Source organism: Paenibacillus chondroitinus NBRC 15376, assembly GCF_004000765.1.
GTDB lineage: Bacteria > Bacillota > Bacilli > Paenibacillales > NBRC-103111 > Paenibacillus_E > Paenibacillus_E chondroitinus.
Map to the genome: position 1 here is coordinate 24046 of NZ_BILW01000031.1, position 14983 is coordinate 39028.

Below are 14983 nucleotides of genomic sequence, written 5' to 3' on the forward strand. Positions count from 1 at the left end.
CAAGTTACTTTATTACTCGTGCAAGTGCCGTATTGTAAATCGTTTCAATCTCGGTAGCCCCTTTGGCTTTACATTGCTTGATAAAAGTATCCCAATCGTTTAATGCCCCTTCACTGACAATGAATTTGTCCATATTTTGAGTTAAATAGGCATCCAATTGTGTGCGGAGCTGTTTAAGCCGATCTCGTTCCTGTTTATTAAATGGAGGATCATTGATCTCCCGGTAATTCACCCCGTCAGCCAGATCCTGGGTTGCTTTCTCAGACCACTTAATTAGTTCCGGTGCAGAAGATAACAGGATTGGATGGTCGTCAGATTGAAACGCTAAGCCAAGATAGCCGGTACCAAGGGCTGATTGCATCGAGCGAAAGGGATCTTGTTTATCTTTGAACTTCAGCTTTGTAGCATCCGATATCTGATATTCGCCGCCAACCAGCGTGTAATCCACATTTTCAACTCCGAAACTGGTTAGATTCGTCCCCTCTTCCCCATACATCCAGTCTATGAGCTTAATCACTTCTTCCGGATTCTTCACCTTAGCGCTTATTGCGTACATTTCACCAAGGTGATCAAGTTGATAAATCGTATTGCGTTTAACTCCTTTATCACTCGCCAATGCAGGTAACAATTCAAACCTGGCTTCAGGTTCTTTCGCCTGAAGTGCTTTATTAAAATTTGCTCCGAATCCATTATTATCTTGAAAAAAGAACGATTTGCCTGAGCTTAATTTCTCCTGCCAAATTTGTGAGGTGGCTACAGCATAATCAGGATCGAGGAGTTTTTCTTTGTAAAGTTTATGAAGATAGGCGATAGCCTCTTTGAATTCAGGGGCAAAAGGACCAAATTTATATTGCTGCGTCAGCGGTTCATAGTAAATTTTAGTACCCGTAATATTCGTATAGCCACTTCCAAAGCCGAAAGCAATAGGATTGATCAAATTTTCGGTTCCTGTTTTACCATTCGCCGCTCTACTCGTAAAAGGATAAGACGCTGGATAAGCTTCTTTAAACTTCTTGAGTACCTGATATAGCTCTTCGTACGTCGTTGGCGCTTTTAAATGAAGTTTCGCTAACAAATCTGTGCGCATCATCGGCAGCAGACCAGATTGAACGCTCCATTTCGTTACTAAAGGGAAACCGTACAGCTTGCCATCCACTTTCGTTTTATTGATTTCCGGCTTTTGCGCGATGAGCTTATGGAAATTCGGCATTTTATCCAAATACGGAGTGAGATCCAGAAAAATGCGGGTATCCGCAAAATCCGTAAGATCATTTTGATTGACCATCATGACATCGGGAATCGAATTTGTAGCCATTAAAGTTTTCTTTTTGTCCTCATAGTTACTTTGTGGAACGCTTTGTAAGGCAATCTTGACGTTTTTTCTTTTTTGAATTTCTTGAACAACGACCGAATTTGCATCTAACGCTTGAGAAGAATGCTCGTATCTCATCCAAGAAAGCGTCATCGGATTGTCCGACGGTGAAGAGCTTACTCTCGCCGATGGCTTGACTGTACGATTTGGTATGTGATCACACCCCGCTGCTAAACTCCCTACTACAACCAGCGAACAGCAGGCAGTTACCAATCTCCTGTTTCTGAAATCCATGGTGGTCCCCCTCAATAACCTGGATTACTTCTGGCCATTTTTATTGTATAAGCGACTTGCCTCGCTTTAAAAGAACCAAATCAGCCTACGATGAACCATTCTTCCACTTGAGTCTCCATGATTCATTCTTCTACCTTGCCTGAATCGTCCATTTCCAGGCTATTTCTGCTTTCCGCCGTGTATCTGCCGATATTCATTGGGTGAAATGCCCTCATGTTTTTTGAATAAACGCAAGAAGGTTGTGCGGCTGAAAATGCCGATCTGATCTGCAATATCACTAATCTTTATATCCGTATCGGCTAACAGTTCTTTCGCTTTAGCAATCCGAATCAGGCTGATATAGTCCGAAATGTTCGTCCCTGTCGTCTCTTTGAACATCCTGGAAACATACTTGGCGGACAGACCTATTTCGTTTGCAATGACCTCCAAATATAAATCCTTTTCATAATGCTTCTCAATATAAGCCGTAATAAGCGATACGACCGTACCTGATTTGCTTTCGGGTTTATACAACGTTTCGGTGATCATCTTATCGTAAAACTCAAAAATCATTTTCAACCTTGCATCAAACTCTGTCGGCAATAGCTCCTTTTGGCTTAAAAAATCATGCTCGTTAGCCTCAAGAAAGTCATGCATACGAAGTCCTTTTTCAGTCAAATAACGATTGCCTGTATGGAAAAACTCCACGAGCAAAGCTCCAAGAAAGTGATAAGAAACCCCTCTCGCTTTATTCAAAGCAATTATTCCTTCCAGCTCTCCCCGTAAGCCATCCCGATCGCCTGATTTCAGCTTATTGACGATTTTGGTCTCATCCAGGAAAGAATAATAGTAGTTCTGGTCGATATCCAAATGCGCTGCATCGACGATGACCGTCTTGGATGAATCTGTCCGCTTATCTATGGCCGTAATAGCATCACTATAAGATTTGGAATAGTCCTCAATCTTGTCGTATCTTTTTCCTAAACCAATAACTAATTCACAGTACATGGTGTCGTAAGCAAAGGTCATTTTAATCATCTCTAGAGCTTGTTCAAGTTGTTCACGATCTGCCTCGCTCTTCAAATTGACCATGCAAACATACAAGTAGGGCTCATATTCCACCAAATAACAATTCACATACTTTTTCATAATGCCCCACAGCACGTTCTTCATCTTCTCAAAAATTAATAAGCGGTCCGCCTCCAGAATGTCATGATAGAATTGATCCCTGAACATAAACACAAAGCAGCAGCATAGATAGGTACCTGTATGAAAATCAATTTCTTTTAGAATCTGGTTAACCGCATACGGCTGTCCGCCTCGAACTCCTTTAATTAAATTCGTGAAAAACTGCTCAAGAATTTCCTCTGAGAAGGTATGAATTTTCATATTCGCATCCTTATGCTGCTGGACCAATTGGCTGACGCTATTCCCTATCCGTTGAAGTTCGCCGCTGCGTGGGGTTTCTTGGTTGCCTTCCTCAATTCGTTCCGTTTTTTGTAAAATATCTCTGATATTTTTGATCGGGTTATACAGCCGAACGCTGAATATGGCAGAAAAAGCAATGCCAATGATGATTAAACTGATACAAATCCAGATGATCAAGCTAAAAATGCTCGAAGACTCCTGGTTAAAAGAGCTCACCGGTGTAATCGAATAATACTTCCATCCATATTCGGAGGTCGTTTGAACAATCCAATTCTGCTCTTGGCCGATGTTGAGCGCTCCGTTACTTGCTTTTTCCTTTGAAAAACGAGCAACAACTTGCTCCACACCCTTTTCATCCAAACCGCTGCTTTGTAAAATGATCTGATTATCTTTATCCATAACGATATATTGGGTAGTCGAGAAAATGGAGTTGTTTTGCAGCGTGGCTGCGATTGTAGGGATAGAAATAGTCGTCACCATCGTTGCCAAATGACCATTCAAATATTGGGTCGTAACACTCGGAATGACATCACGATTCGTATTCATATTCGGGTTCGCCACTCTCGTTGGCGTTAGCAATTCGAACAGGCTGCTTTCGTGTAATTGTTGTCGCCAGAAATCTTTATTGTAACCATCAAATTTGTAGAAAGTGTCAAAGAAAACATCGAAGTCAACCATGCCGTCACTAAAATAAACACGCTGATCATCCACAAATAGAAAGATATTGTCGACAAAGTGGCTTATTGTATTGCGATTCCCCGCAATGGATCTCACAATCGAAGGCAACTTAATTTTCTCTTCATCCGTTAGTAATGGATACGGTCGTAAATATTGTTGAATGGTATCACTGAGCAGCAAGCTGTTGTTGGTTGACTGTGCCATGCCTAAATAGATATCAATGGTTTTGGAGGAGGCAACCAAATTGTCCGTAAGCTTTCCGGAGGCATCCTTCTTAATTAATTGATCCGCATTCAAATAGGCGATGACTCCGAGGATGACAATCGGGATCAGCAAAGAAAGGAAATAAAGCAGGATCTTAAAAAACAATCTATTTTTATTCAACGTTTGCTGCAAGTGTCTCCAATTCAAGTTTTACTCCCCCATTATGAATGCTCTACCTTTAATAGTAAGCGGTTACAAATACTATTATTCTAATCTTTCTACATGAATCCTTCTTCTAAAAGGAAAATAAAAGGATAAGCAGGAAGCACGATAGTGTGCTTCCTGCTTATGTGTTAATGCTGGAATGAAAATTGCTGCGATAACTTCTTGGAGAGACGGTATAACTCATCCACTTCGAGTTTATTCGTGGCTGTGAACTCGTCATGATTTCTCGCGCGCGAGTGATAATTCGAACTAATGCCTTCCTTCATTTGATAATATTTCGCGTTAATCGGATATAACTGCCGCTCAATAAATGAAGCTACACTCAGCAAGTCGCTCAAATGCAACGCTTCTTCAGGCTGCTCCTTCCAATGCTGCAGAAGCCAAGCATATAGATCCGGATGAAAGTTGGCCATAACCCCGCTGTAACCGTCAACGCCCAGCTTCAATGTTTCCAAGAGCGTAGCGGTATTGGCATTGAATAGTTTTAATGAAGTTCCTTTGATCACTTCCAGCTTTTCTTTGATCATCTCCACATCGCATGAAGTATCCTTTAAGAAGAAAAACCTTCCGGTATCTGCACACCACTTCAATGTCGATGGCGTTAATAGCCGCTTATAAGGAAATGGACATTCATAGATCCCAAGCGCAATATGCTCCGGCAGTTGTTCGATCAGCTTCTGAGCATTATCCTTCCACACTTCATCCGACTCATCTTCGTCCGCCAATCGGTTCGAGATCAAGATAACCGCCTCAACGCCTGTTTCTGACATCGCCGTCACTTCTCGAACTTGGTCTTCAATCGAGTGAGCGGTGTGTCCCGACGCAATGACGGGAACCCTTCCCGCAGCCTTCTCCACGACATAAGCGGCAAGCTTCACGCGCTCTTCCAAGCTCAAGAAAAACATTTCGCTGGACTGGCAGACAGCAAATAATCCGTCCACTTTGTTATGAATAAACCATTCAACCATACGTCCCATCGCATCAAAATCTATCTCGCCTGACTCCTTGTACAAAGTGATCATTGTCGGCCATACGCCGTTGGGGTTGTTAATCTTCATTGGCTCTCTCTCCTCCATATGTTTCATTTCTATAAAATTCACTTCCTCAATCGGCTCATGCAGCTTGGAAGGCAGGAAGAACGTTTTGATCTCACATTTTCCAAACGTGCTCCGCCAGCTGCGATTCAAGGAAGGCAAGCTCAATTCCGTCTCTACTTCCCTTCCATAAATCTCTTGGCAGCGGAGAATCCATCCATTCCTGACCTCGGCCGGTTTAAAGGCTACTGCAATCACATGGTCTGACGATATGGAAATTCCCTCCGAAATCTGCGGCAAATCCCCCTCGTGATACGTTTCCCACACTTGGAGCAGCGGATTATGCAATTCATAGGCTTTACGTACAACTCCGCTATTTTGCCAAGAACCGCTATGCGGCGAAAGGACATACGAAAATTCCTGTACGCCTTGATCCATAAATTCCACTTCTTCGTCGCGTTCGCCGAAATGATCGGCATAAATCGGACTTCGTACCACTGTCATCCTCAACTCATTGCCTTGCACATCGTATCCATATTTTGCATTATTGATCAGAGAAAGACCGAATGTAGCGGACTCCGTACTGTCCGATGTACCTGGCTTACTGCCGGAAAGATTCACCCACATTTGTCCAGGCACCTCATTTCCATTAGCAGGACGTTCGATATACCCATATGGAATTTCAAACACGGCTTTAGGTTCCTCCACATGAACAGGGAAAGCAAGCTTCAGCATCTTATGCTGTTCTCTCCAGTCCAGCCTTACCTTGACATGTACATCAGAGCTGTCAGGCTGTAAGCTGATATCCTGGCGAAGTACGGAATTTCCATAATAGCTGGTTACTCTGATCGTCGCTTGCAGCGGTCCATGCTCCAGCACCTTTAATTCAGCGCCTCCGAATTGTCCCAGCTCATCGCGATAGTGCGTAAGACCATGTCCCCAGGTATCGCTGTGGCTTTCATCCAAGACAATTGGCACCGCTCCGTCGCCGGCCAGTACTTCTCTGCCGCCATTCCGCTTGTCAATCCAACGACGGATATATCCCTTAGCCGGATCGAGTTCAAGGCATACTTGAGAATTCTCCAGCAAACATCCCTCAGCCCTGACAGCATCCGCTCTTTGTACAACGTCAAAAGCTTTATCACGATAAACCCAAAAGACTTGATAGCCAAAAGCCGGAATTTTCCCTTTGATGAGAGTGTCCCATTTATCACCGGTATTGGTCCGCGAGGCCCTGACCGTTTGAATCGGAAGAGGACTGCCAGCAGCATCTGTCACACCAGCCACTTTCTTGTTCATGACAATGGGTGCCTCCACTTCCCACGATAAGGGGTTAAACACCACTAGCGGCGACCCTAGATCATCTTGCTCCCAGAGGTGCCAATCCTTCTCTTTGCTTAATGATTTTATACCCGGTTTCATCGTATGGATGGACCAAGATATCTTTTGAAAAGCGGCGTTTATTGCTTTTGCTCCTATACTCGACGCTTCGCCGTAAAAATCCCGAACATCGTCAAAAGCTTCCTTGATACTGCAACCGCCCATAATATCGTGAAAATGATTAAACATCACGTTTTCCCACGCGCGATTAAGCGCTTCCATAGGATACGGCAAACCTCGCATCAAAGCAGCCAAAGAAGATATTTTCTCAGCCGTAAGCATCTGGTGCTCGACTCTGCGGTTCGCGGCTTTGGATTCCGAGTGCGTGGAATAACAACCGACGGCATGCATCTGCATTTCATCCTTAATGACAGGAATATCCGGATTCAACTGCCTCATTTCTGAGAAATATCGATTCGGAGAACTTAACTGGATGCCATCCATGTCAGGCCGTTCTTGGAGCTGGTGGATGAGCTCGAGATTCTGGATGGTCGGTCCTCCCCCATGATTGCCAACTCCGTAGAAGGACATAAACGCATGCCCGCCTGCAACTGCCATAGCTCTGTGACTACGAATCTTATCTTCCATGCCATTGCTCGCCCAATTGCCGTAACTGTCGGCTAACCTGAACGTCATCACGCGGCTGCCATCTTCCGATTCCCACCAAAACAAATCATGTGGCAGGGTCTTCTCATGAGCACCTGGACGCATAAATACGTAGGAATCCATCCCGCCTAGCTTCAATAGCTGCGGCATCATGCCGTGGTGACCGAACGAATCCACATTGTATCCGACACGCGCCATCACGCCGAATTTTTCCAAAAAGTATCGTTGTCCGTATAAACTGTGCCGCGCGAACGATTCGCCCGACGGCAAATTGCAGTCCGGCTGGATCCACCACCCGCCTGTAATAACCCATCTTCCTTCGGCAACACGCAGCTTAATTTCGGCAAACATCCCAGGGGCGTTCTCTTCCACCCATTTGTAGTACGCCGCGCAAGCACATGTAAATACAAAATCAGGATACTCATTCAATCGATCCAACGCAGAGCGAAAAGTTGCCTTGATTTCCGCATATCCCTCTTGCCAGCGCCATAGCCAAACCGGATCCAAATGAGCGTTTCCTATTAAATGAAGCTTCGTTTCGGCAGCCATGTTATCCCCCTAAATGAGTAGACTTTAACCTTTTACAGAACCAAGCATTGCTCCTTGTACAAAGTATTTCTGCACAAACGGGTATATGACAAGCACAGGCAAGATCGCAACGAACACGCAGGCATACTTGATATTTTCCGTCATGACCGCCATCCCAGCCTCAGCTGCTCCAAGCTGTGCGGATTGTGTAGCCATATCTCCCGATATGACGATATTGCGCAAGATGATTTGCATCGGGTACAAACTTTTCTCATTTAAATAAATAAGGGCAGGAAAAAAGCTGTTCCAGTGCGCCACCGCGTAAAAAAGAAACATCGTGGCCATAACAGGCAAAGAAAGCGGCAGCACAATTTTGGTGAAAACTCGGAACTCTCCTGCGCCGTCCATAATGGCAGACTCGTGCAGCGCTTCTGGAATATCTTCAAAAAATGTTCTCATAAGAATCATATTGAAAACATTGATCGCAGTCGGAATTAATATCGCCCATACCGTATTGACCATTCCTAATGCATGAACCACCATATACCGCGGGATAAGTCCACCGTCGAAGAACATGGTGAATACCACAAACAAGGCAAGAACAGACCGTCCATACATATGCTTACGGGACAAAGGATAGGCGCAAAGAGCCGTCATCGCCAAATTAATAAGCACCCCAGCAGCCGTGTAAAAAATGGTATTTCCGTAGGAGCGCACAATCGCAGGATCATTAAAAATAACATTGTAGGCTTTGAAATTAATCTCTATAGGTCGCCAAAAAACTTCGCCGCTGCTAACGGATGACCCTGAACTAATGGAAATTATTCCCATATAATAAAGCGGATAAAGCGTAATAAAGATCATAGCCAACATAAAAGCTATGTTAATCGTATCAAAAACAGAAAAGTTACGAAGTCGCATCTCAATTCCTCCTGCTAGAACAACCGGGATCCATTCAATTTTTTGGATATTTGATTCGCTGATATGACAAGCGCAAAAGCCAATACCGATTGGAAAATACCTACGGCTGCAGCGAAGCTAAAGTCACTGTCGATCAACCCACGGCGATAAACAAATGTTTGGATAACGTCGGCCGTCTCGTACGTGGGACCACTGTACAGCAATAAAATTTTCTCGAATCCTACGGAAAGCATTTTCCCCAACGTTAAAAGCAGCATGATCGTAACAACCGTTGAAATTCCGGGTAGTGTAATATGCAGCAATTTCCGCCAGCGGTTTGCTCCATCCATCGTGGCCGCCTCATAGAGTTGTGGATCGATCGTGGTCAATGCCGCCAAATAAATAATGGAGTTCCAACCGATCCCCTGCCAAATTTCTGAGCCTACATAAATCGTTCGGAACCACTGCGGCATAGACATGTAGGTCTTCGCTTCACCGCCAAACAGTTTCACGACTTCATTAATAAGTCCGTCGATGGAGAGAAAGTTAACCAACATACCTACGACTACGACAGTCGATAAAAAATGCGGGATATACGTGATGCTTTGGATAAACTTTTTGAAAACTTTTTGCTGCAGCTCGTTTAACAATAAAGCGAATATGAGCGATGACGGGAAATAAAAAATAAGAGAATACAAGTTAATAAGCACGGTATTGCGCACGACTTGCCAAAAATACGGATCCGTCAGAAATTGGCGGAAATATTTCGTCCCTGCCCATGGGCTATGAAAGAAACCTTTGACGATCGAATAATCTTCAAATGCCATCAGATTCCCAACCATTGGCGCATAATGAAAAATGACAAAATAGGCAAACGGTAATACAAACATGAGATATAATGGCATGCTCTTGCGGATATTCTTTTTAATCTCAACAGCTGGTGTCAATCATTTCACTCCTTCCTGAAAAAGAAAGGGACAGGCCGCCAGGTATGCCTTTGCAACCTGCCCCTCACAATATGAATTGAACTTTGAGCTTATTTCACGCGTGCCAAGGCATCGTTGTAGATTTTGACAATATCGTCTGCTCCCTTGGATTTGAGTTGTTTCACGAAGTTATCCCAATCCTTGAGCGCACCGTCCGTCACAATGAACTTATCCATGTTTTGAGCCAGGTAAGCGTCGAGCTGTGTACGGATTTGCTTGAGTTTCTCACGTTCATCTTTGGTAAATGGCGGGTCGTTCACGAATTGCACATTCTCGCCTGCAGCCAAACCTTTGGATGCTTTGTTGTTCCAATCTACCCATTCCTTCGTATTAAACGGCAATCCGGCATGATCGTCATTATTCAGACCAAGTCCCAGGTAGCCTGTGCCATACTCGGATTGCAGCGCATAAAACGCGCTCGGCTGTCTGTCCTTGTATTTATTCACGACAGCGTCCGTCAATTTGTAATCGCCATTTTCGCCGGTGAAGTCTTCCCCTTTGACACCAAAGTTGGTAACTTCAATTCCCTCTTGGGAATAGAACCAATCCATGAATTGAACAACCTGTTCCGGATTTTTTACTTTCGCATTAACAACGTAGGATTCCGACAAGTGACCTAGTGCGTAGATCAGGTTCCGTTTAGCACCGCTTGGTGTCGTCATCGTATCCAACATATCAAACTTCGCATTCGGATCCTTCTTCTGCAGATTAATGTTAAATGTGCTGGCGAAACCATTATTATCTTGGAAATAGAAGGATTTGCCCGAGTTTAGCTTTTCTTGCCAAATTTGCGATGTAGCCGTTGCATAATCCGGATCTAAAAGCTTTTCCTTGTACAGTTTATTCAACCAGGTAATAGCCTCTTTGAACTCTGGCATCGCCGGACCGAATTTGTAAGTTTTATCTTTTGGCTCGTAGTACACCTTCGTGCCGTTAAACGTTGTGTATCCGCTACCAAATGCGAACGAAATAGGATTGATTAAATTTTCTGTGCCTGTAAGTCCATTGGCAGCGCGAGCCGTGAACGGATAGGAATCCGGATTCGCTTCTTTCATTTTCTTCATCACTTGATACAATTCATCGTAAGTTGTCGGTTTTTTCAAACCTAACTTGTCAAGCACATCCGTGCGGATCATCGACAGCTGTCCGCCTACTCCCTGCCAATTGGCTACGAGAGGGAATCCATACAGCTTCCCGTCAATTTTGTTTTTATTAATTTCCGGCTGCTGGGAAATGACTTTCTTCAGATTAGGCATTTTGTCCAAATAAGGCGTCAAATCAAGGAAGGTTCCCGAGTCGGCAAAGTTCTGAATATCGTCTTGCTTGACGAGCATGATATCAGGCAGGGTATTCGTTGCGATCAGCGTTTTCTTTTTATCATCGTAGTTGCTCTGAGGAACACTTTGGAGATTGAGTTTGACATTTTTACGCTTGGCAATTTCCTGAACAGCTTTCGAGTTCGCCACAATCGCTTGCGACGGGTGTTCGTACCTCATCCAGGTCAGCGATAACGGCTGGGCCGCTGCCGGTGTGCTTGCCGCACCAGTTGTCGTTGCCGGAGCCGAAGTCGAAGCATTATTGGTTGAAGCTGGCGAAATGGTTGAACTGCTTCCACAACCGCTAAGCACACTTGATAACAAAAGCAATGAGCCGGTTACAGTCATAATCCCCTTTTTTGCTTTCATCGAATATATCCTCCTATGTAATTGGATTGCCTTACACGAGGATCATAGCACACCATTTTTGCCCAAATGAACGTCCAATTCGGCGTTTAAAGTGCCGTTTTTCCGCTTATCCGGCAATGATTCATTTCTCCGCTATGATGCAAATAGTCAACATGGCGGGTGGGGCGGAGCGGCGGGACGCGTGGGGCGGAACCGGACGCAATCAGGTTTGCCCGGCAAACATGGTGTGGCAACTCCCCCCGACCGTCTAACGGACTCAGCTGCTCTTATTCGGCGAAATATAGCCGTTTTAAAAATCTAACGGACTCCAGCGCCGCTATTTGCTTGTTTCAACCATGATTTCGCCTCGAAATTGGCAAATAACGCTTCCTGTGTCCGTTAGAAATGAAACAGGGCGATATTCACGATAATAACGGCTGTGGAGTCCGTTAGAGTTGGCCGGGAAGTACGGTTCCAAGGTGGTTCACCTTGGAACCGTACTTGGACTACCTGGGATACTCTAGTTACTCGGGCTGCTGTGGCTTCTCGAGCTACTTGGGCTACTTGAGCTACCGAGGCCAAACAAAAAGGATGTCCCCAACAAACATGGGGACACCCTTTTTCAATTAGTTTAACAATTTCAAAACACGATAAACAATAGTCGCCACTTCAGCTCTCGTTGCTTTGCCTTCCGGATTGATCAGGTTGTCGCTACCCTCGATGATTCCAGCCTCTACAAGTAAAGCGACGCTTTCTTTGGCATAATCCGCAACGCTGGATGCATCCTTGAAGGAATTTAGTTCGTCAAGGTTGCCTTTAGACACCAACTTTCCTGCTTTTTGAAGGGCTCTGGAAACAAGCACCATCAAGTCTTGTCTGCTAATTTCCCCTTGAGGATTAAAGTTATTACCGCCTACCCCATCCGCAATTCCCAAAGCTTTACTTATTGCCAGCGCTTCATAATAATAATCGCTTTTGTTCACGTCATCGAAGTTACTGCTCGTTTCCGCCTTCAGATTAAGCGCTCTGACAACCATTGTCATAAAGTCAGCTCTCGAAATATTTTTCTCAGGCGAAAACGTCGTCTCCGAGGTACCGTTAACGATTCCTTTGCTGGCCAAGGCTTCAATAGCTTCTTGTGCCCATAAGTAGTTGTCATTTACATCTGTAAATACTGGCTTTGGCGTTGTGTCCGGCTGCTTCGTCGGTGGATTCACAGGCGGTTGCTCCTTTACAGGCGGCACTAAAGGCGGAGTTGTTGAGTTGCTGCTGCCAGTGCCGCTGCCCCCAGTATTACCATTGTTACCACCGTTACCGCTACCACCACCGCTGCTACCCAGTACTTTAACGACCGCCGTTCCAGACGCGATGTTGCTTCCATCAACGACTTTTGCGGTAATAATGGCTTGACCAACACTTTTGGCTGTTACTTCCCCTTTATCATTCACTACAACAACATTTTCATCGCTTGAACTCCAGGTGATCGATTGAACCGTTGAGTCATCCGGCGTTACTACTGCTGCCAAAACACTGGATTGTCCGCTATTTAGCGTAATTTCGCCCGGTGTGACAGTAACGCTTGCAGCAGGGATTCTTACTTCAACATTAGCTGTCGCAGTAAAGTTACCGTCAAGTGTTCTCGCTGTGATAACAGCCGCTCCTTTTTTAACTGCCGTGACGATACCGTCCGTATCTACTGTAGCAACACTGGAATCGCTTGAACTCCACAGCACTGTCTTATTCGTGGTTTGACTTGGGAGTACTGTCGTAATTAATGCTTCAGACTGCCCCTTGAACAGAGCAAGCTCAGTTTTATTTAACGCCAAACTTTGGGCCGCAACCGCATTAGGATCATTGTAGAGATATACCCTTAAAGGTGCTTTGAAAAATGGCAGCATATCGCTTGTTATCCCCTGCGGCAGCTTGCTCTCATCCACAACGCCGGTAAGATTGCTAATCAAGGAATTAAGCTTATAGTTCGCTTTAATAGCAGCAACATCCCAAACCACCGGCAGATCAACGGAAGGAAGAACCGCATTTTCTGCACCAGGTTTATAAGAGGTATAAGCTTTAATGGTAGATGGGAAAAGGGCCTTAATCGCACTATCGGATGCCTTACTGATATTGAAAGAAGCAGGTACGGCAACTTCTCGATCGATGCTTTCATATTCTCTGATAACGGTTACAGGGTCACCTTGCTTAATCCAGTCCTCTGTTGTTCTGGAGAACGTAATGTTCTTATAGCTGCCCAAAGATTGATTGGCAGAGTCTGTATCAAACGACGAGAAAAACCGGCTGAAGCTGATCAGGATATCTCCGTTATGCGCTTGCGTAATGGCAGGATAATGGTAACTTCCCATGCTGCTTCTTGTATCCAGGGCAAGATGTCTTCTGTATTTCCACGTTTTCCCTTCATCATCCGAAAGGGCGACAGCCAATGTGTTCCGGTTTGATTCCGTATCTACGTGAACGAATGCCCAATTACCGTCTTTAAGCTGCAAAAGATCATGTCCTACGCCCGGATCCTGCAGTTCCGGCACATCCTTGACCGTTGACCATGTCAATCCTTTGTCTTTGGACTCGGACGCCACCACACGATAAGGTCTTGGTCCGTTGTCACGCATATAAGCTACAATGGTTCCGTCTTTTCTTTGAGCCATCGTGGCCTGAATGTTGGCAATACCTACGATGGGCTCACTCATCTCCCACCGAACTGAGTTGTCCGCAAGAGGCTTGGAAGGATCATACTCTGTAAAAGCCATAATGCTCATTTCCAACATATCCGAATAGAGAGGCAGGAGCAGACGAACTTTGCCGTTGCCTAAATCGACGGCAAAAGGCTTATCTTTGGTTTGCCAGCCGAGTCGGCGGGCGTACGGATAACCGGAACGGGGTTCCGTAATGGTGTCCGCAACTGTAGGAGCATACAAATATTTGGTTGGATCGCCGCCAATTAACTGCATGGTTTCCGTAACTAAACCGTCAAATTCAGCTTCGTTAATTTTCCGGCTCATCCCTGCTCCGCCATCTGCAACCGGTTTGAACAAATACGCTTTTTGCTCATCAAGCTTGGCCTTTACCGTATTGACGAAACCTTTGGCCAACTCTGGACGAGCGACAACAGGTGCTGTAGCCCAAGAAGGTCTTGATGTGGCTCCTGATCTATCATCGAGCGACTGACTAATATTATCGTCTGCGCTGCTCGGATTGACCACACCGCCAATATTTTTACCTAGTTTAATACCGACATTTTCTGAAAATGTCCAATTCGGAGCCTTGTTGCCGACCTCTTCAAGCTCATAACTGCCTTTTTCCGCATACGCATAGCGAGGTTGGGAAGTTTGCCATCTGCCCGCCAAGACGGGATACCAGAAAAACCAGAGGCGGTCCCCGGCATCAACGTAGACGACAGGATTAATGTCAGCGATATCTTGAGCGTCCGTGACTACAAACGGCTTCAGCCATGTTTTTCCACCATCGGTTGAACGTGCTCCCATAATCCGTGTCGTAGTCGCATCCCGCTCGCCATTTCCTTGAAACCATACGCACAGCAACTCTCCGCTTGGTAATTCTACAATGCTGGAGCCGTGTACGTGATCACCTGTAGCCCCATTATCCTTAATTGGTTTAAAAATACTTACCGTTTGATCGGAAATGGTGAATGTTCCCGGACTTGCAGCCAAGGCAGGAATTAGACTTGTTGCAGATATCGCGATACAAACCGTCATAGACATTAATAGCTTGAATTTCCTGTTCATCTGCATG

At 45.1% G+C, this 14983-nt stretch carries 7 protein-coding genes; all 7 read right to left on the bottom strand.

Features of this window, described 5'->3' with window-relative positions; translation table 11 throughout:
- Window positions 1-4 precede the first annotated feature (4 nt).
- A complete protein-coding gene (locus PCH02S_RS25900; protein WP_127457003.1) occupies window positions 5-1606 on the bottom strand; it encodes an extracellular solute-binding protein in 1602 nt (533 codons plus the stop codon).
- Window positions 1607-1765: 159 nt separating this feature from the next.
- Window positions 1766-4102, bottom strand: a complete 2337-nt coding sequence (locus PCH02S_RS25905) for a helix-turn-helix transcriptional regulator (RefSeq protein WP_127457004.1) — start codon at window positions 4100-4102, stop codon at window positions 1766-1768.
- Between the two features lie 146 nt (window positions 4103-4248).
- Window positions 4249-7689: a dihydrodipicolinate synthase family protein gene (locus PCH02S_RS36890; protein ID WP_127457005.1), complete on the bottom strand. Its 3441-nt coding sequence runs from the start codon at window positions 7687-7689 to the stop codon at window positions 4249-4251.
- A gap of 24 nt (window positions 7690-7713) precedes the next feature.
- The gene (locus PCH02S_RS25915; protein WP_127457006.1) at window positions 7714-8589 is read right to left on the bottom strand and encodes a carbohydrate ABC transporter permease; all 876 of its coding nucleotides are present in this window, start codon (window positions 8587-8589) and stop codon (window positions 7714-7716) included.
- 14 nt (window positions 8590-8603) lie between these two features.
- Window positions 8604-9515 (bottom strand): ABC transporter permease, encoded by a 912-nt coding sequence (locus PCH02S_RS25920; RefSeq protein ID WP_246069256.1) that lies wholly within the window; start codon window positions 9513-9515, stop codon window positions 8604-8606.
- 89 nt (window positions 9516-9604) lie between these two features.
- Entirely contained in the window at window positions 9605-11239 is a 1635-nt protein-coding gene (locus PCH02S_RS25925; protein ID WP_127457007.1) for an extracellular solute-binding protein, read from the bottom strand.
- Window positions 11240-11844: 605 nt separating this feature from the next.
- Entirely contained in the window at window positions 11845-14976 is a 3132-nt protein-coding gene (locus PCH02S_RS25930) for an exo-alpha-sialidase (RefSeq protein WP_164819740.1), read from the bottom strand.
- Window positions 14977-14983 lie beyond the last annotated feature (7 nt).

Coding starts and splice junctions, on each gene's coding strand:
- PCH02S_RS36890 (WP_127457005.1), bottom strand. CDS start 7,689: ATGGCTGCCGAAACGAAGCTTCATTTAATAGGAAACGCTCATTTGGAT.
- PCH02S_RS25900 (WP_127457003.1), bottom strand. CDS start 1,606: ATGGATTTCAGAAACAGGAGATTGGTAACTGCCTGCTGTTCGCTGGTT.
- PCH02S_RS25915 (WP_127457006.1), bottom strand. CDS start 8,589: ATGCGACTTCGTAACTTTTCTGTTTTTGATACGATTAACATAGCTTTT.
- PCH02S_RS25930 (WP_164819740.1), bottom strand. CDS start 14,976: ATGAACAGGAAATTCAAGCTATTAATGTCTATGACGGTTTGTATCGCG.
- PCH02S_RS25925 (WP_127457007.1), bottom strand. CDS start 11,239: ATGAAAGCAAAAAAGGGGATTATGACTGTAACCGGCTCATTGCTTTTG.